Here is an 18,434-nt window from a genome sequence, read left to right as displayed (position 1 = left end):
TTCGCAAATTACTTAAATCTATTCACTAATCTTCTACCCAATCGGGATTGAACCGAAACATTCTGGCTGGCTTGTAAGGCTTACCGGATTCCCATTCATCTGTCTCTATTACCATTTTTTTCTGTTTCTCCATTTTATCGCGAAAATTTCTACTATAAATGGCTTTGCCGGTGATAACTTCGTACAGCTTCTTTAGTTCTGTTAAAGTAAACAATTCCGGCATAAGAGAAAAAGCAATATCGGTATATTCCACTTTGTTCTTTAAGCGCTCAAGAGTATAAAAGATAACTGTTGCGTGGTCGAAAGCAAGCCCTAAGGGATTATCCATGCATTGAAAGTCGACTTTAGAAGTTCTTCCGTCCATCTCCTTAGTAACAATTACAGTATCCTTTATTTCATGCTCGCCATTTATCAAGAATAGTTCATACGTTGTTTTGCGAACATAACCTGTTTGAGTTTGCGTTTTTATTTCTTCAAGCAACGTGGCTTTTACATCAAACCAACAAGCATCTTCAGCATCGTCTCCGGCTTTGATGTTTAGTTTAGAACTATCAACAAGTGCCATATATGAGGTACTAATAACTCTACGGCGCAGGTCACGGTAAACCTTGCCCCAAGTATAAAGCTGTTCCATGTAAACATTAGAAACGTTAGTTTCTTCTTCCAGCTCCCGGATTGCCGCAGTATCAAGGTCTTCGAAGTAATTAACGAACCCCCCTGGCAAAGCCCATTTACCTTTATATGGGTCGGTTACATCAACAACAAGGGGGTCTCCCTTACGTTTAATAAGAAGGACTCGTAACACTTTATCTGGAACTGACCGAGCATTGGTTTCAATATCAGCAGCAGTTAAGATTACCATATCTACAGTAGTAGACGGTTTTTTATATTTACTGTCATCATAGTCTTTAAGAAATTCTTTTTGTTCGTGCATAATTCAATCCTTCCTTTCTTATCCTAAATTTCAAACATTCAGTCATCTACTATCATAATGGTTCACTTTTTAAGTAAACGTTATTGCTTTTGATATACCAGTACACAGCTTCAGGCAGCAAATATCGGGGATCTGCACCGCTTTCAAATTCTTCTCTTATGTAACTAGAACTAATTTCGTTTACTATACCTTTATAAATCAGGCTAAAGTTCCTATGATATTTACGGAGCATTGGGGTTTTTGCGATTATCTCACCCATAGGAATGTTTTGGCGTTCAATTACGATAAATTTAGTAGATTGAATAAATTTTTCTCCATAAGTCCAATTAGGCAACTCTGCTAAAAGGTCTGCTCCCATCAGAAAAAACAATTCATCGTCCGGATATTTTTCCCGAAAATATTCCATAGTAAAGTAGCTATATTGCTTGCCAGAGATAGCCTTCATTTCATGGTCATCAATCTCAAATATGCTATTATCAGTCACAGCTAATCTGAGCATTTCCAGACGGTGAAGGTCTGCTATCTCTATATTCTTATCTGTGCGTTTGGATGAAGAAGGAAGTAAAATAAGCTTATCTAATTCTTCTCGTTGCACAATCGTGTTTGCTGACCAGAGATGGCCATTAGTTGGAGGATTGAAGGAAGAACCATAAATGCCAATTCTCATTACATCACCCTACTTATTAGCATTTTACTACTAAGTATTTATGCTGTTAGTATATTATCACTAAGTAAAAAAAGCAAGTATTATTTTTTTGTGACATCACTCCAAAGCAGAGTTTCATTACAAAAAATACTTGAAGGTATTGTATTTGCTATCTGAATATCCGCTTCAACTTCAGCTTGAATCCGGTGGAATTCATCAGTTAACCAAAGGTGCTTGCAGGAGAAATATCCGAAATCAGAGAAGAATACATCTGTTGCTCTACTTATTCTAATTTAGGATGTGATATTATGGAAAAACAAGTATCTTCTAACTATCAAAGACCGAGAGTATTAAAGTATCTTTGTAAAACCTGCAGTAAATGTATTCTGGTATGCCCTTCTGAAGCGATAAATTACGAAAACGATAACAAAGCCTATATTGACACTAAATTATGTACTTCCTGCGGTACTTGCAAACACATTTGCCCTGAGTATGCCATCCGGTCGAATTAAACGAACATGCTAAGCACCATGCTCATACGTTTACAAGAAAATAGCCTATAGTAAGTACCTGTATTATGCTTCAGGCTTACTATAGGCTTTATTGAAATGTTCACGTTCAATATTTTTAAGTATTTTAATAGATGGACTTATAAATAGCCAATATATCATCTACAGTTACGTCACGCGGATTACCCGGAGTGCAGGCATCAGCTAAGGCAGATTTAGCCAAAAATTCTAAATCCTTTTCCTTTACGCCCAATTCGCTTAGGCGGCGCGGAATCTTGACGTCGTCGGCCAATTTCTTCACGGCCTCGATGCAAGCCTGGCAGTATTCGTCTTGACTCATATCGTCTACACCTTCTACACCCATAGCACGTGCTACTTCGCGATACCGTTCGCCCGTTGCCGGTGCATTAAATTTCAATACCGGGGCCAGGAGGATTGCGCAGGCCACGCCGTGGGGGATGTCATAGAACGCGCTTAGCGGATGGGCCATGGAATGGTCGATGCCGAGGCCGACGTTGGAGAAACCCATGCCGGCGATGTACTGGCCGATAGCCATTTCTTCGCGAGCCTTCAAATCGCCTTCTACGGATTTGCGCAGCCATTTGCTAATGATTTCAATGGCTTTCAGATGCATCATATCGGTCAATTCCCACGCGCCCTTGGTGATATAACCTTCGATGGCATGTACCAAGGCATCCATACCGGTGGAAGCGCACAGGCCTTTCGGCATGGATGCGCACATATCCGGATCGACGATGGCGACGACGGGGATATCGTGGGGATCGGCACAAACGAATTTGCGGCCCTTTTCGCTATCAGTGATAACATAATTGATGGTAACTTCCGCCGCCGTGCCGCTCGTCGTAGATACAGCGATGACCGGCATGGCTTTGTGTTTTGTTGGCGAAGCCCCTTCCAAGCTGCGAACATCGGCAAATTCCGGATTCGTCATAATGATGGAAATAGCCTTGGCTGTATCGATAGCCGAGCCGCCGCCAATGGCGACGATGACGTCGGCACCCAGTTCCTTACAAAAGGCCACGCCTTCCTGGACATTTTCAATAGTCGGGTTGGCTTTGATGTGATCGTAAACAGCATATTCGATACCAGCAGCATCGAATAGATCCGTCACGTTAGCAGCTACCTTGAATTTGATTAAATCCGGGTCGGTAGCGACCATGACCTTTTTCACGCCCCGCTTCTTAATTTCATTGACAATTTCACGAATAGCACCTTTACCGAAATAAGATGTTTCATTTAAGATAATACGATTCGCCATTTTTACGCCCTCCCTAACTAAACGATTCTCATTGTGAAATGAGCTTATTTACGCCATAAATCATGAGCAAATTCATTTAATAACTGTTTTACTTCATCAGTTAACGGTGTTAACGGTTCTTTACAGTTTTCCTGCATAGGTTTATTTAATTCCTTCATCGCCCATTTCATAACCGGATTGAACGGCGTGAATACTTCATAAAACTTCATGCGCTTGTCAATTTCCCGCTGCATGGTTTTAATCTCCTGCAAATCTTCCTGCCGCAATGCTTCGGCAACATTATGACAAAGTTCCGGATATACGTTTGATAGAGCTCCGATACAACCATTGCCGCCGGAAATAACCGATGGGATGCAATTGTTGTCATAACCGGTAAACACCTGGAAATCAGGGTATTTACGCTTAATTTCCTGAATGTATTTCTGCGTATGACGCAATACGGGATGGGTATCTTTCACGCCGACTAAATTTTTATGTTTAGCCAGAAGCCGCAAAATGGTATCGGACAATACATCATAGCCTGTACGCTCCACGTAATTGTATATGAAAATATCACCGTGAATCTGACTCATAACATCATCATAATAATTAAATACGTCTTCCTGATTACATGCACTGTAATAAGGACCGACAATAATGACCGCATCTGCCCCGGCATCAATAGCTGCATTGGATAGGCTAATCGTTTCGGATTTAGCCATCCGCCCCGTACCGGCTAACACGAAGCCTCTATGATTGATATGCTTCACCGCATCGACAAGCATATCCTGAATTTCTTGATAGGTAAACGCATAAAATTCACCGGCACTACCGCCGACCAATACCCCATCAATACCAGCACCGAGAATCTGATCGTATAAAGCATGCATTTCATCATAATTTACCGTTCCATCTTCATTTACCGATGTTAAAATTGGACAAATATATTTACAATTCATTTTGCTTCTCCTGTTCCCACATATAATGACTAAATCTACCTTCTTAAATTTTATTTATTGAGATCATACACGAGTTTCATATCAGCCCACCACTCAGACTTAAAAGCGCCTTCTATGCGCATCTGGCATGGATCGGTTTCTTTCCACCATCTTTGAGTTTCAGTATCCTGTGCCATCTTGGCCATATCGTATTCGAAATCGTCGCCGCAGTATTCCATGATAGAAAAGAGCAAATCATCACGGTTAAAAATCTGATATTTGGTGATACCGCATTTTCTTATCTTCTTATTTACGCCGGAGAACGGATTAGCATGCAGCTTTTTATAGTACTCCGCCTTTTCAGGACGAAGTCTGATCACACTTGCAAAAGTCTGAGGCTTATTGATTTTATAAAGCTTCTTGGTATTTTTACTGAAAAAGTCTGCATCATCGCCAAAGTATTCCCTTACTGCATTCAAATGTTCGTCAAATGACGAGTACAACTCAACAACCGGGAAGTTGGAAGCATAAATAAGTTTGGAATGATCAAATTCACCAGTCAAAAAATCAAGCAAATTTTTTACAAAAACCTTGTCTTGGGTCGCAAAGCCAGAAACCTTGCAGTACACATTAAGCAACTTAGCGAGTTTTCTCATTACATGTTTGTAATCTGCAGTCAGTTCTGTTACATTACCGCAGTGATTGATTACAACCTTAGCCTGTGGGACCTGGGAAACTGCATTATACATATCTTCAAGTTCTTCTACTCGATTGCAGCTCTCAAAAATCATATCCTTATCCGCCAAAACTTCAAGCCCTTCAATGAAGCTTCGTTCTAAGCATCTACCGCGAGGCGACGTTTCAATATGAAGCGGCTCTCTAACACCAACAATTCCTAAGGGAAGTCGCATGTGAGCGCATAAATGCGGCGCGCGCATAATTCTGGCCAAAATCTTAGAACTAAGTAGATTAGAAATATACGCATCCTCTTTACTAGCATTATCACAGTCGACCTCTATGTAAATACCACCCTTAAAATCGAGGTCGTGTTTACCGTAAGCTTTGCATAAATCATCAACGCTAAAGCTTCTTTTAATGCCGGCGCATGAATCCAACCAGGGAAGATTCAATACGTCCAAATCCCAAATGTGAAAGTGACTATCAACTACTTCTAGCATTTATTGTCTCCTCATTCAGCTTTACAGTCTTTAAATCCATACCCAATTCAGCATTACAGCCTTTAAATCCATACCACGCAACAAATAAAAAGCAAGGTAAAAGCAGCAGGAAACCAGCAGCTGTACCAAAGTTATCGGCAATATGGCCCATGAAAAAGGGCATGATCGCCCCACCAACGATGCTCATAATAATGATACTTGAAGCTGTTTTTACAAGATTCTCAGGAATTCTTACAACACTTAAAGCAAAAATTGTCGGGAAGCTAATAGACATAAAGAAGAAAGATGCGATCAGCAAAAATATACTTAGGCTACCACTTACAACGTTCAAGCAAATCATGAGAATCACATTGATTGCCGAATATACGCCAAGAATCTTACCGGCACTGAATTTCTTCATTAAAGGAGTAGTTACAATTCTTCCGACCATGAATGCGATTAATGCAATACCGAAGAAATAAGCAGCTTTGCTATCTGAAAGTCCATGCCAGTGCTCAACACTGTAATTAATAAAAAATGCGCCGGCACCAACCTGGGCAGCTATATATAAAAACTGTGCCAATACGCCAAGTTTAAAATGCTTATAACTAAAAAGCTGGCTATATGACCCATTGCCTTCCGCAGAATTTTCGCCTTCTGAAACTTCAGACCCTTCAGGCATTTTTGTTGCAAGGAATAAAAAGAGCATACATAAAACAATTACAGCAATACCAATATAAACCATTTGAACATTATGCATATTCCGGGCTATATCATCACTCTTGGCGATAGAAAGAAACAAGGAACCGCCGATGATTGGCCCTAAAAACTGACCAACGCCGTTAAAACTTTGGGCAAGATTGATACGAAATGCTGCGTCTTCATCATGACCAAGCTTTGTAATGTACGGGTTAGCATTTGTTTCCAGACTGCCAAGGCCACAGGCAATAACAAAAAATGCGCCTAAAAACATAGTAAAACTATGAGCATTGCTTGCCGGAACTATAAGAAGTGCCCCCACGGCATACAGGAAAAGTCCCATGATAATTCCGCCCTTAAAACCAAACCGTTTAGCTACCAGTGAAGCAGGCGTAGCGATTACAAAATAACCACCAAAGTAAGCTGCCTGCAACAGACCTGATGTTGCTTTTGTAATGCCCAGCTGGTTTTGAAAGTTTTTGTTCATAACGTCAATCAAACCATAGCTTAGGCCCCAAAGAAAGAACAGTACTGTAACCAAACAAGCCGCTACCTTAATATTTTTATTACTAACATTTTCACCCATTTTTTTGCCTCCTTACTTAGCTTAACGCTCTGTCAAGATGAACATAACCACCATCGACAAATACCCACTGCGCCGTGGTGTGCGATGAAAGCGGAGAAAGCAGGAATACTGCCATATCAGCAATCTCTTCGATAGAGGTAAAACGCTGTTCAAACGGAATTTTGTCTGCAATAACTTTTTTTCTTGCTTCCGGATCGTCAAAGGATTTAATCCAGTTTGCGTATAGCGGAGTCCAGCATTCGCTGACTACAATAGCATTGCTTCTTACATGATCCTTTGCTAACGCAGCTGCCCACTCGCGTGTCAGAGCCAAAATTGCACCCTTTGCAGCCGCATATGCGCTAGTCTTGCCTTGTCCGGTAAGAGCTGTTTTTGAAGAAATATTTAAAATGGACCCCCTGCTATCTTTAAGATACTGAACTGCAGAATGAACAAGTGCATAGTAATGTGTCAGATTTTCATGAAGGCTCTTCTCAAAATCCTGCCAGGAAGTTGTTTCTAGATCCTTATTGTCATTTGCACCAGCGTTATTTACTATACCGTAAATAGCCCCCCTCCGTTTTGCCACGTCATCAACAATAGGCTGAATTTTATCAGTATCGTTAAGATCAATCTGAATAAATTCATAATCCATTGTCAACGCTTCCAGCTTCTCTTTGAATTCAGGCAAAATTGCTGAACGGGAAAGCACAATAGGAATCGCCCCTTCTCTTGCAAGAGCAAGTGTAATACCGCTTCCTATACCTTTTCCGCCACCTGTTACAAAAACAACCTTTTCTTTTAATTGCAAATCCACATCGTTCGACCTCCTTCTAAAATCTATTAAACAGTTGTAGCAAGCCGCCAAATTGAAAAATCATTTTGTCTATTTATCTCAGCCTTTGTAAGTTTTCCATTGCTTACCGCCACAATAAATTCCAATATCTCTTCTCCCACTTCTTGAATGTTCTTTGTACCTTCGATCACGGTACCTGCATTTAAATCTATGGAATCATTCATAATGCTAAATACAGCCGAGTTTGACGCCAGCTTTATAGTCGGCGTAACAGCACTTCCGGTCGGAGTTCCAAGTCCGGTTGTAAACACGCAAATATTACACCCTCCGGCAACCATGCCGCTTAGTTGTTCTATGTCATTGCCCGGTGTGTTCATAAAAGTAAGGCCCTTATCGCTTATCTTGTTAGCGTACTCTTTCACTGCCACAACAGGCTGATTACCTGCTTTGTAGATACAGCCCAACGATTTTTCCTCAATACTGCTTAAGCCGCCTTCAATATTTCCCGGGCTGGGATTGGCACCACGGATATCGTCATGCGATTTTATTACTGTATCTTCATAGCCCTTAATCGTGCTAAGAATTGCCTCTTTCACGGTATCATTTATCGCTCTGCTTGCCAGAATATGTTCAGCACCGATAAGTTCTGTTGTTTCAGCCAGTATCACGCTGCCACCATGCTGAATAATCATATCGGAAGCTGCGCCAAGGCTTGGGTTAGCGCTAAGACCTGAAAAACTATCGCTGCCCCCGCATTCGGTGCCAAGCACTACATCGGCCAGGGAGCCTTCGTTTTTCTGTACTTTCAGAGCCTCCGCGAGCATTTTTTTGACTATTTGTACTCCTTTTTCAATACTCCTCAAGGTTCCTCCGGCTTCCTGAATAGTAAAGTACTCAACATCTTTATACGGCGCTCTTTCCTTGATTTCTTCCGCAACGGCCTTTGCCTGTACAACTTCACAGCCAAGACCTACCACCAAAACACCGTATACATTCGGGTTGGCTCCGGTTCCTACAATAACGTCCTGTGTTTGTCTTGCATCGTAGCTTAGCTCACTACATCCGTGCTGGTGAATAACATAAACGACATTCGTTTCATCATTTTTTGCTTCATCACTGTACGTTACAGCATTGGCGATACTTTCCACCACTTTATTGGCACAATGCACACTAGGAATCACCAGAATGTGATTTCGAAAGCCAAAGCTTCCGTCACTTCGTCTGTACCCCATAAACTTGTATGTTTTATCACTTTGAGCAACAGTGGTTTTACGATAACCGTCCTGTCTAATGTTTCTTACACCACTGTCCATATCACCTCGGCCGCGTTCGCCTTCCATGTTATGTACATGCACCCATTCCCCGGCTTTTATATCGCAGCTTGCAATACCGATGTGCGAAGCGTATTTAATAACAGGCTCGCCTTTTTTTATGTCCACAGTTGCAAATTTATGGCCTTTGCGTATGTCTTGAAGAACGGTTACGCCAAGAGCAACCTCGCCTTTTTTAAGAGGTTCTAGAGCTGTTGCAGCATTATCAAGTTCGCTTACGTGAATTGCATTCATTTGATTATTTCCTCCTTCTCTTAAATTTTGTTCGTATATACTACCAGTGTTTGTATATACTTACTATATTGAAGTGTAGCAAATTTATTCCATATTGTCAAGAATTTAATGAACAATTGAACAATAAAGAAAAAGTGCACCTCCAAATGCTAGAATTATTGTCTAGCATTTGGGGTGCACTTCAAACGTCGCTTTATACTATTAAAATTTATTTTCAGTCAGAAAACAGCTTTACTTCCTTTGGCAACAGCGCAATTTCCTTTTTTATCAATTCAGCATGAAGTTTCAAAACATCCAAAATTTGATCAATCTTTTTCGGCGTAGACCGAAATATAGGAAGACTAACGCTAATGGATGCCAGAACCTTGTCAGAGATTTTGATAGGAACAGCCAGACACTCTATGTCAATATTGGTTTCACCTATTTCATGAGCATATCCATTGCCCCTTACTGCCTCAAGCTGCTGTAAAAGCGTTTTTAAATCCGGTGTAGTTCTTGCCGTATATTTTACAAATTCACTTGAATAAAGTTCAACTATCTCATCATTGCTTAAACCGCTAAGAAGACATTTGCCGAGAGCTGTTGCATATGCGGCAATCGTCTTTCCGGCAGACGATTCAATCCGTATTGCCTGATTCGGTTCTGTTTTCTCTACATAAAGTACGTCGCCTCCGTCCAATATGCCAAGCTGGCATATTTCGTCGCAAGCAGCCACAATTTCTCTCATGTGTGGCTTAAGGATGTCCAAATAATTCAAAGAATGGACGTAAGCATATCCCAGTTTAAAGCAGTTTTTACCAATTGCAATTCGTGAACCGGAATTCTGGAGAAATCCTTCATGTAAAAGTGTCATGACTATAGGGTGCAACGTGCCCTTGGCAATGCCGGTACGTCTTGAAATATCGGCAAGAGTAAGCCCATCTACACTGTTGTATATAGCTTCGAGAATGTCCAAGACTCTAAGAGTTGGATTATGTAATTTATTTTTATCCATGTATGCATTATATCTAATTAATTATTTAATGTAAAGTTTGTGGTACTGTCAATAATTTTTCGCACGGTGGCACTTTGGTGCCCGGGAGTTTGACACTTGTATAAACAAAAAATGCCCTTGAAGCCTTGAAATAGGCTTATTTTTTTGTCAAATTTTTCTTTTGATTATCGAGTAATATCTAATAATGTGTTATAATATAGGTGACAGGAGGTATTCGTTATGCATTTGAGTATTGTTCAGTCCAAAAATTCTAAATCTCTATATGTCATTCGTTCTACTTATAAAAACGGTCGCAATTCTTCTGAACGAGTGGAAAAGCTCGGCACCTATACTGAATTATTAGAAAAACTAAACGGCCAAGATCCTATCGCGTGGGCCAAAACCTATATTGATGAGCTCAACAAAAAGGAAAAAGCCGGCAAACGCGAAGTAAGTATCTCATTTTCTCCAGCAAAACACATCGGGAAAAATCAGCAAGTCCTTTTTAACGGCGGATATCTTTTTTTGCAAGTTATCTACTATGCTTTAGGTCTTGATTCGATCTCGAAAGCCATTTCGAAAAAACATAAATTTGCCTTTGATCTTAATTCCATTCTTTCTAATTTGCTATATGCCCGAATTCTTTTTCCCGCCTCCAAACTTGCCACCATGCAAATTGCACAAAAATTCCTTGAACCTCCTTCCTTTGAAATTCAACATATTTATAGGGCTCTTGGCATTATTTCCGAAGAAAGCGATTTCATTCAATCCCAACTATATAAAAATAGCCGCCGCACCCTCGATAGAAATACTCACATCCTCTACTATGATTGCACAAATTATTTCTTTGAAATCGAACAGGAGTCCGGTCTTAGACAATATGGTATGTCTAAAGAACACCGACCGAACCCGATTGTTCAAATGGGCCTCTTTATGGATGGTGACGGCATCCCGCTGGCATTCAATATTTCCAAAGGCAACACCAATGAACAAGTGACTCTGACTCCGTTAGAGCAAAAACTTCTGAAAGACTTTGAACTATCTAAGCTTGTTGTTTGCACCGATGCCGGTCTTGCTTCCAACGCAAACAGAAGATTTAACGATAAAAAAAATCGAGCCTTCATTACCACTCAGTCGATAAAAAAGTTAAAGAAACCTTTACTGCAGTGGGCTCTTGCAAAATCAGGATGGTTTATTCCAGGCACTGACGGTACTTTTGATCTCACAAAACTCGATACAGACGATACCCTTTATAAGGCCTATAAAAATACCACTTTTTTCAAAGAACGCTGGATAAAAGAAAATGACTTAGAACAACGCCTGATTGTTACTTTTTCTTTGAAATACAGGGATTATCAAAGAAAAATACGCAGCTCCCAGTTAGAACGTGCCATGAAGCTTGTTCAAAAAAATCCGCAGAAAATCGGTAAATGCCATTCAAATGACTTCAAACGCTTTATCGCGAAAAAAAGTATCACTCCCGATGGTGAAATCGCTGCAAAAAACTTGTATAGCATCGACGCAGAACTCATCCTAAAAGAAGAAATGTTTGATGGATATTATGGTATCTGTACTAATCTGGAAGATGATGCACAATCCATCATACATACAAATCATCAACGTTGGGAAATTGAAGAAAGCTTTCGCATTATGAAAACAGAATTTCAGGCACGCCCCGTTTATTTGAGCCGCGATGACCGCATTCACGCTCATTTTACAACATGCTTTTTAGCACTGACTCTGTATCGCCTTTTAGAGAAGATCCTCGACGAACGCTTCTCTTGCCACAGAATTATAGATGGCCTGCGCAATTTCAATTTTTATAAAGTCGCTTCCGAAGGCTATATGCCTACCTATGTCAGCGATGACTTTACAGATCTACTTCATGAAAAATTTCAATTCCATACAGACCGACAAATTATTCCAACTCAAGAAATGAAAAAAATTTTTAAAGCCACTAAAAACGAAAAAACATTACTCAAAAAGTAAGAAAATACGAAGTGCCTAGAACCCTTTATTTTCAAGGGTTCTAGGCACTTTTTTCTCTTGCAAGTGTCAAACTCGGGATTATATCTAATTAATTATTTAATGTAAAGTTTGTGGTACTGTCAATAATTTTTCGCACGGTGGCACTTTGGTGCCCCACAGGGATACCATTAAAAGTTTTTCGTCATTTCATCTGGTTTTTTATCATTTTTCCTAAAACAAGCAGCTTTTTATAAGATAAGACTTGGCTTGTGCCAAGTCCTTAAGGACGGCCGAATTGCTATGCCATCCATGGCGCAATCGGCACTAACACCATCCGGGTGCGTCGCCGGCAGAAGCCTTAGTCGTTCTTATGTCAACAGAATTTAGTGTCGAGTAGAAAATAGGCTTCTCAGCCTATAACCCCTCTCCGAACCGGACGAGCGCTATTAACGCATCCGGCTCTGCAAAGTAAGTTCACTAGATATAGCCAATGTGTGGACGGCGCTTGAATATACTCACACGGATGCGCGGTTTAGGGAGAGCGCATTTATCGAGAAATTTGTTGAACTTCTCCCAGGTAAAACTGCGCTTCTGGCTCCTCCGATTCATCCACTTGAATAGAAGCATCCTGACTTTGTAAGCGTATCGGTCTAGCGAAAAAATGTTGTCCGTTATCCCGTAGTATTGGTAGTACCCTCGCATTTTGCTTCTTAGTTTATCTACCAAGTCCCATATGGGTATTACACGGTTCGCCTTCAGCCATTTCTTCATTCGCGCTAGGCTTGCCTTTATTTTCTTACGGCTTGTTTTGCGCTTTACTCGGAATTTGCCTGTTTGACTTTGCCCGCAGTAGTGCGTGAAGCCTAGGAAGTCGAACGTGTCCGGTTTTCCGCCAGTTTCCTCTTTTGCATTGGATTCTGCATATCGCCCGAATTGGATGATCTTCGTCTTTTCTTCTGCTACTTCCAAGTTGAATTTGCCCAGGCGCATTTTCAGTTCCTCATAGAACCATTTCGCCTCGGTTTCGTACTGGAAGCAGAAGACAATATCATCTGCGTATCTTACCATGTAGGCTTCTCCTTTGAGTCTGCGTCTCACGACTTTCTCGAACCAGAGGTCTACGCTGTAGTGGAGATACACGTTTGCCAGTAGCGGCGATATGACCCCGCCTTGCGGGGTTCCCTCTTCGACTTCTTGCCACCTTCCCTGCTCCATGCATCCTGCCTTCAGCAGTCTTCTGATGATATGGTGTATGCTTGGGTCTGCTATCCGCTGGCCGAGGAACTTCATCATCCACTCATGGTCTACATGGTCAAAGAATCCTTTGATGTCTGCATCCACTATGTAGTTAACTTGTTTCGTCGTCAGTATTTCGTTTAGCAGTTGCAGGGCATCGTGACAGCCTCGTTGGGGACGAAACCCGCAGGAGCAGTCTAAAAAGTCTGCTTCATATACTCTGCTCAGTATTTCTTTAAGGGCATACTGGATTATCTTGTCCTCGTATGCCGGGATGCCTAGGGGCCTTTTCTTGTTTGTGCCTGCTTTTGGTATATAGACTCTTTTCACCGGTTGCGGCCGATATGCTTTGCGTTTTAGCCGCCCCACTAGGTCTTCTAAGTTTGCCTGTAGGTTAGCTTCATATTCTGCCTTGCCGATTTCGTCTACTCCTGGCGCTTTTCCGCTTTCTAGGCTCCGATGACTTTTCTCCAGCATTTCTTTGCTAAGCAGGTGGGCTAGTGACGTGAATTTCTCTTGCGGTCTTGCTTTGGCTAGCTCTGCTATTCTTGCTAGTTTTGTTTCCATCTTTTTTTCAACCTCTGCGTGTTGTATATGTTTCTCTAACAAGAGCCTTCCTTTGTTGCCGCCTTCCCTCCGCCCGCATTACCAGGCTTCTTCGGTACTATTCGACAATCCGACTCCCCTACGCCATTTGGCTTCCTTGCTTTGTATCGCTTGTTACGCCATACTCTGTCGAGGGCTTCGGGGCCTCCCGGGTTCCCATAATTCCATTGTGTGTAGCATGCCAAGGTCTCAGACTCCGGAGAAGTCTCACAGTCCTTCACCATTTCGGCCTGCGAGATATTGCCTTCTGCCTTTATAAAAGCATCGGCCTTCTCATTACAGATTTCGCAGCTCAATCCCTTCAGCTCATCGCTTTCGGCCTGCTACCTCCCTGTCCTACGCTTAATTCGACGCGTTACCGCATCGAATCCAAAGACTCAGTACTGGTTGCTGGTTAGGCTTTACCAGGCAGGATTCCCACCCGCTTGGAACTACGACCTTGCCCGGTCGCACTATAAATTCTGTTAGACTGAAAAAAGCCTTCTAGCAAAATCGCTAGAAGGCTTGATTTTCTTATGGTGCGCCCGGCAGGAATCGAACCTGCGCTTCCAGCTCCGGAGGCTGGCGCTCTATCCCCTGAGCTACGGGCGCATTTTTTAGTGGCATCAGCCACAAAGAATACCTGAGTTTATGAGCAATTGTCTTTGCTAATGATTAGCATGTGAACAACATGTGTATTATGCTCTCACCTCACTCAAAGAATTATAGCATACATAACATCTCAACGCAAGTGACTTTACTATGGATTTTACTGTTATTTTCACCTGTATATCTCTTGGTATGGGCAAACTTAATTATTCTTCCCAAAGATAAGAAAAACCGCTAGCGCGGTCCTTTGGCTTCGAGTACATCCGAAATTCGGTACTCAAATCCATGAACCCTATTGTAGTAGCGGGGATACATCTCCCCACATGATTGACAAGTAAAATCGGCGGTTAAGTTGAATCAATGGAATACAAAGAGAGGGGTTTTACTTTTGTCATTGCCACAAAAGTAACAAAAAGTCTAGGCCCAAAGCCTCCAAAAGCTGAAAAGCCAGGCGATATTCCTAAAATCCGTAAACTCGCTACGCTCAAACAGTACGGATTTCTTAACGGAATACCGCCCGGCTTTTCTCCTGCGGAACGCTTTTTCCGGCAAAGGCCGGGAGGTTACGGGAGTTACGAAGGGTACCAGGAGTAAATAGTACGGAGGTACAGGCGGCCGTTATGCATAAGCGGAAGTTAAGCGCCAGCGGCGAAGCGTTGTATGACGGCTGCCTGTGCCGGGTTTTGTACTTGACACCTCTTGGTTTATAAGGCCTCCGCGACTCCCAAAACTTATAATTTCTAGTAATCGAGTAGGAGGCGGTGATTAACCGCCGTCCTCTCACACCACCGTACGTACCGTTCGGTATACGGCGGTTCGGCAAGTTTAAATGGAGTTAGCATTTATGCTAGCTCTTTTCTTTGGCGTATGACCAATACTCAGCACTTCCGAATTACCTCAAGGTTCCACCTTTACTTCATCACGGATAGTCCATTTCTATATGGTTGTCTGCTTCAACATATGGTCAGCACCTATGAAATACATTCATTACTTACCGTCAAGTCCTTCCCCACGTAGACAGCTTTCCTGTCCGCAAAGTACTACGACTTGAACTGACTTCTGGATGTTCAGCTATACCTTTCGGAATAGGTTACTCATGGAAAAATTTCATTTTCTGCTTGAGCATACCATCCAGATCTCCCCGGTTAAGAACAATAACCTTCATCCCATGTCACCGCCGCATTTACACCATGGAGTTCGGGTAGTGTTGGACTTCGTTTTGTATAGCAAACTCGTCCGCTCCACATATGCCTTATATGCGGTTTCTGTTCGTCGGTGCAGGATTTTGCTTACAGCTTCTTTCAGATTCCGCCTCGCGGTGGACACCCTTGCTGTTCAGCTAATGGTTCCCACTACCAAGCCCATAGCGGACTTTCACCGCCAAGTTACTGCCCATGCCGGGCAAACTATTAAGAAAGACTTGGCTTGTGCCAAGTCCCTCAGGACGGCCGAATTGCTATGCCATCCATGGCGCAATCGGCACTAGCACCATCCGGGTGCGTCGCCGGCAGAAGCCTTAGTCGTTCTTATGTCACCAGAATTTAGTTGTAAATTCTGGTAGACCAACAAAAAAACTACCTTTCGGTAGTCCTCTAAGAAATCTCGTTTACCTTATATAATATTATACCTTAGTGTTTGTACTGGTATCACTTGTACTACTAGATGTACTATCTGTACTCTTTTTCGACTCAATTTTATCTAAAATAGACTGTACTTTTCCTTGACTGCCATATGTAAGCACACTATAAATATTTGAGGAATCATCAGAAGAATCACCCAAGCAATCTGCAAGTGTCTTAGTTCCAGCAGAGTCTGAAGAACTCTCAAAATAATCAAGAAGTGTTTTCTTTTGAGTTGACGATGTTGAACTTGTATCACTCGAAGAAAATGTTTGTTCAGTACTAGAATCGCTGTTGGTTGAATCGGTATTCTTTGTTAATATGCTGGATAAAGCACTCGCTATACCACTAATCCCGCTAATTGTCGACATTACATTACCTCCAAACTTACTTATATCTATATTATCGAAGATTATCCTTAAATGTATAATAAAATTATAATCTTTTTCCCATTAGATTCCAAACTCCTGCCATAAATACAATACTACAAATCAGCCTGCTTTAAACTATTTGGTTTCCGTAGCTGTCTGGCAGTAAGGACACACCCGCCATTCGCGATTAAGCTCTTTTCCACAAGAAGGGCAGGCAGGCTTTAGCGTAAATCCACAGTAGGGACAGACTTTGAATTCCTCTTTGATTCTACCGGCGCACATCGGGCATTTTATTGTCTCCCCTTCTACCAGTGTTGCCTCAATGTCAATAATATCTGCACTTGGTCGCTGCTTCACAGGTGACTTCCGGCCTACAAGAAGATACAGCGGCAAAAAGATAAATAACGCAGCCACTGTCCCTACAGACCATAGTAATGCTGTTCCCAAATCATGACCGCGTCCCCTGGCATCATTATATACCCAATAGGCGGCAACAGCCCCTACTAACATACTAATAATCATCATGCACACTCTTCCCCCTCAACCAACACTATGCATCAAATTATACCATGACCTCGCCAAACAATCAAAAAATACTAGGACGATACCGCCTAGTATTTTCTGCACTATTTACTTATCTCATCCAAAGCTTTGCCTTTGGTCTCTTCACCAAATAGCCATACAGCGATAGCAACCACCAGCATAACACCCGTAAACATTGTGAACACTTGTGAAAAACCCTGAGGTCCCGCAATCATGTAGCCAACAATAGTCGGTGCCAAGATTCCGCCAAAGCGACCGACAGCCGCCGCCCATCCGGAACCAAACGCCCGTATCCGCGTAGGATAGAGTTCTGGCGTATAGGTATATACAACCCCCCAGGCCCCCAGGTTAAAGAAAGACATCAAGCTGCCCCAGAGAAGCACAGTTTCTGCGTTGCCGCCTTGTCCAAAGAAATACGCACTAACTGCACTCATTGCCAAGTAGCCTGCCAGTGTTGCCTTCCGGCCAATACGGTCAACCAAATAGGCGGCGCTAAAATACCCTGGCAATTGAGCCACTGTCATAATTAATACATATTCAAATGTTTTGAGAACAGTATGTCCCTGCTGAACCATGAGTGACGGAAGCCAAGTAAAGATACCATAATAAGAATACACAATACCAAACCAGATTATCCATAGTATAATAGTCCGTTTGGCAAACTTGCCAGTCCATAATTCCTTAAAGGCTATCTTATCCTCAGTAAGATTTGGCAAATCCACATTGCTTGTTGCCGCTGGCTGAACAGTTGATTCAATCCCGACTGAGCGCTCTATTTTCGCCACAATTTCCAAGGCCTCTGCGTGACGTCCTTTAGTGATAAGATAACGGATAGATTCAGGTACTCCCATTCTAATAAAAAACACATAAAGTGCCGGCACTGCGCCAATGAAAAATGCCATTTGCCAACCAAAGCGAGGAATAACAAAATACGAAATAAGCGCCGCCGCTAACCAGCCAACTCCCCAGAAACTTTCCAATAATACAATGAAGCGGCCACGCCTTGCCGGTGGTGAGTACTCTGTCATAAGCGTAGCCGCTACCGGCAGTTCACCGCCTAAGCCAAATCCTACCAAGAATCTAAACATAAGTAAGGATTCATAACTCCATGCTACTCCACATAATCCTGTAGCTACACTATACATCAACAGTGTGACCGTGAATACGGCCTTACGCCCATATCTATCAGCCGCCAGACCACCCAGCACCGCGCCAATAGCCATCCCCAGGAGACCAATGCTGCCGATAAAACCCATTTGGGCCCCCGTTAAACTCCACTCCTTCGCTAATACTGGCAATACAAAAGCAATAATTCCAGTATCCATAGCATCAAACATCCAACCCAGTCCAGTCAATGCCAGCAATTTGTAATGGAAGCGGCTGACTGGGATTTGTTCTAACCGTCTAATAACGTCCAACTCGTTCGCCTCCCATTGTCTTTACACCTGTCTTGTCATACTATG

The 18,434-nt window shown here is 42.3% G+C and carries 15 protein-coding genes and 1 tRNA gene; 2 read left to right on the top strand and 14 right to left on the bottom strand.

The window, feature by feature from the left end; translation table 11 throughout:
* Positions 1-25: 25 nt before the first annotated feature.
* Together ACZ449_RS02535 and nadD are read right to left on the bottom strand one after the other, a co-directional pair.
* Positions 26-934, bottom strand: coding sequence for an NrtR DNA-binding winged helix domain-containing protein (locus ACZ449_RS02535; RefSeq protein WP_464259504.1), 909 nt, complete (start codon positions 932-934; stop codon positions 26-28).
* Between the two features lie 52 nt (positions 935-986).
* The gene (gene nadD / locus ACZ449_RS02530; RefSeq protein ID WP_464259503.1) at positions 987-1,601 is read right to left on the bottom strand and encodes a nicotinate (nicotinamide) nucleotide adenylyltransferase; all 615 of its coding nucleotides are present in this window, start codon (positions 1,599-1,601) and stop codon (positions 987-989) included.
* 287 nt (positions 1,602-1,888) lie between these two features.
* Between nadD and ACZ449_RS02525 the strand changes: the two genes are divergently transcribed.
* The gene (locus ACZ449_RS02525; RefSeq protein ID WP_464259502.1) at positions 1,889-2,092 is read left to right on the top strand and encodes a 4Fe-4S binding protein; all 204 of its coding nucleotides are present in this window, start codon (positions 1,889-1,891) and stop codon (positions 2,090-2,092) included.
* A 124-nt stretch (positions 2,093-2,216) separates the two neighbouring features.
* Here ACZ449_RS02525 and fucO read toward each other — a convergent pair whose 3' ends face one another.
* The 7 genes from fucO to ACZ449_RS02490 all read right to left on the bottom strand — a co-directional run bounded on the left by fucO (position 2,217) and on the right by ACZ449_RS02490 (position 10,061).
* Positions 2,217-3,368 carry a lactaldehyde reductase gene (gene fucO, locus ACZ449_RS02520; RefSeq protein WP_464259501.1) on the bottom strand — a complete coding sequence of 384 codons (1,152 nt, stop codon included), beginning with the start codon at positions 3,366-3,368 and terminating at the stop codon, positions 2,217-2,219.
* Positions 3,369-3,412: 44 nt separating this feature from the next.
* A complete protein-coding gene (locus ACZ449_RS02515; RefSeq protein ID WP_464259500.1) occupies positions 3,413-4,306 on the bottom strand; it encodes a dihydrodipicolinate synthase family protein in 894 nt (297 codons plus the stop codon).
* A 50-nt stretch (positions 4,307-4,356) separates the two neighbouring features.
* A complete protein-coding gene (locus tag ACZ449_RS02510; protein WP_464259499.1) occupies positions 4,357-5,463 on the bottom strand; it encodes an L-rhamnose mutarotase in 1,107 nt (368 codons plus the stop codon).
* The gene (locus tag ACZ449_RS02505; protein ID WP_464259498.1) at positions 5,447-6,727 is read right to left on the bottom strand and encodes a sugar MFS transporter; all 1,281 of its coding nucleotides are present in this window, start codon (positions 6,725-6,727) and stop codon (positions 5,447-5,449) included. Before ACZ449_RS02505 ends, ACZ449_RS02510 begins: the two co-directional genes overlap by 17 nt.
* Before the next feature lie 16 nt (positions 6,728-6,743).
* On the bottom strand, positions 6,744-7,523 hold the full coding sequence (locus tag ACZ449_RS02500) for an SDR family oxidoreductase (protein WP_464259497.1): 780 nt from the start codon (positions 7,521-7,523) through the stop codon (positions 6,744-6,746).
* Positions 7,524-7,549: 26 nt separating this feature from the next.
* Positions 7,550-9,067: a UxaA family hydrolase gene (locus tag ACZ449_RS02495; protein ID WP_464259496.1), complete on the bottom strand. Its 1,518-nt coding sequence runs from the start codon at positions 9,065-9,067 to the stop codon at positions 7,550-7,552.
* A 214-nt stretch (positions 9,068-9,281) separates the two neighbouring features.
* Positions 9,282-10,061 carry an IclR family transcriptional regulator gene (locus tag ACZ449_RS02490; RefSeq protein WP_464259495.1) on the bottom strand — a complete coding sequence of 260 codons (780 nt, stop codon included), beginning with the start codon at positions 10,059-10,061 and terminating at the stop codon, positions 9,282-9,284.
* 219 nt (positions 10,062-10,280) lie between these two features.
* Between ACZ449_RS02490 and ACZ449_RS02485 the strand changes: the two genes are divergently transcribed.
* Positions 10,281-12,029 (top strand): IS1634 family transposase, encoded by a 1,749-nt coding sequence (locus tag ACZ449_RS02485; protein ID WP_464258205.1) that lies wholly within the window; start codon positions 10,281-10,283, stop codon positions 12,027-12,029.
* 456 nt (positions 12,030-12,485) lie between these two features.
* Here the strand turns inward: ACZ449_RS02485 and ltrA are convergent, their stop codons facing one another.
* The 5 genes from ltrA to ACZ449_RS02460 form a co-directional block, all read right to left on the bottom strand.
* Entirely contained in the window at positions 12,486-13,811 is a 1,326-nt protein-coding gene (gene ltrA, locus ACZ449_RS02480) for a group II intron reverse transcriptase/maturase (protein ID WP_464259494.1), read from the bottom strand.
* A gap of 555 nt (positions 13,812-14,366) precedes the next feature.
* A tRNA-Arg gene (locus tag ACZ449_RS02475) sits at positions 14,367-14,441 on the bottom strand.
* A 1,618-nt stretch (positions 14,442-16,059) separates the two neighbouring features.
* The gene (locus tag ACZ449_RS02470; RefSeq protein ID WP_464259493.1) at positions 16,060-16,428 is read right to left on the bottom strand and encodes a hypothetical protein; all 369 of its coding nucleotides are present in this window, start codon (positions 16,426-16,428) and stop codon (positions 16,060-16,062) included.
* 135 nt (positions 16,429-16,563) lie between these two features.
* Entirely contained in the window at positions 16,564-16,953 is a 390-nt protein-coding gene (locus tag ACZ449_RS02465) for a zinc ribbon domain-containing protein (protein ID WP_464259492.1), read from the bottom strand.
* 101 nt (positions 16,954-17,054) lie between these two features.
* Positions 17,055-18,389 carry an MFS transporter gene (locus ACZ449_RS02460; protein WP_464259491.1) on the bottom strand — a complete coding sequence of 445 codons (1,335 nt, stop codon included), beginning with the start codon at positions 18,387-18,389 and terminating at the stop codon, positions 17,055-17,057.
* Positions 18,390-18,434: the final 45 nt, after the last annotated feature.

The sequence above is a fragment of the Desulfosporomusa polytropa genome, from assembly GCF_055380075.1.
This window is presented reverse-complemented; position numbering and strand designations above follow the sequence as displayed.

Coding starts and splice junctions, on each gene's coding strand:
- ltrA (WP_464259494.1), bottom strand. CDS start 13,811: ATGGAAACAAAACTAGCAAGAATAGCAGAGCTAGCCAAAGCAAGACCG.
- ACZ449_RS02505 (WP_464259498.1), bottom strand. CDS start 6,727: ATGGGTGAAAATGTTAGTAATAAAAATATTAAGGTAGCGGCTTGTTTG.
- ACZ449_RS02515 (WP_464259500.1), bottom strand. CDS start 4,306: ATGAATTGTAAATATATTTGTCCAATTTTAACATCGGTAAATGAAGAT.
- ACZ449_RS02535 (WP_464259504.1), bottom strand. CDS start 934: ATGCACGAACAAAAAGAATTTCTTAAAGACTATGATGACAGTAAATAT.
- ACZ449_RS02490 (WP_464259495.1), bottom strand. CDS start 10,061: ATGGATAAAAATAAATTACATAATCCAACTCTTAGAGTCTTGGACATT.
- ACZ449_RS02525 (WP_464259502.1), top strand. CDS start 1,889: ATGGAAAAACAAGTATCTTCTAACTATCAAAGACCGAGAGTATTAAAG.
- ACZ449_RS02495 (WP_464259496.1), bottom strand. CDS start 9,067: ATGAATGCAATTCACGTAAGCGAACTTGATAATGCTGCAACAGCTCTA.
- nadD (WP_464259503.1), bottom strand. CDS start 1,601: ATGAGAATTGGCATTTATGGTTCTTCCTTCAATCCTCCAACTAATGGC.
- ACZ449_RS02465 (WP_464259492.1), bottom strand. CDS start 16,953: ATGATGATTATTAGTATGTTAGTAGGGGCTGTTGCCGCCTATTGGGTA.
- ACZ449_RS02485 (WP_464258205.1), top strand. CDS start 10,281: ATGCATTTGAGTATTGTTCAGTCCAAAAATTCTAAATCTCTATATGTC.
- ACZ449_RS02510 (WP_464259499.1), bottom strand. CDS start 5,463: ATGCTAGAAGTAGTTGATAGTCACTTTCACATTTGGGATTTGGACGTA.
- fucO (WP_464259501.1), bottom strand. CDS start 3,368: ATGGCGAATCGTATTATCTTAAATGAAACATCTTATTTCGGTAAAGGT.
- ACZ449_RS02470 (WP_464259493.1), bottom strand. CDS start 16,428: ATGTCGACAATTAGCGGGATTAGTGGTATAGCGAGTGCTTTATCCAGC.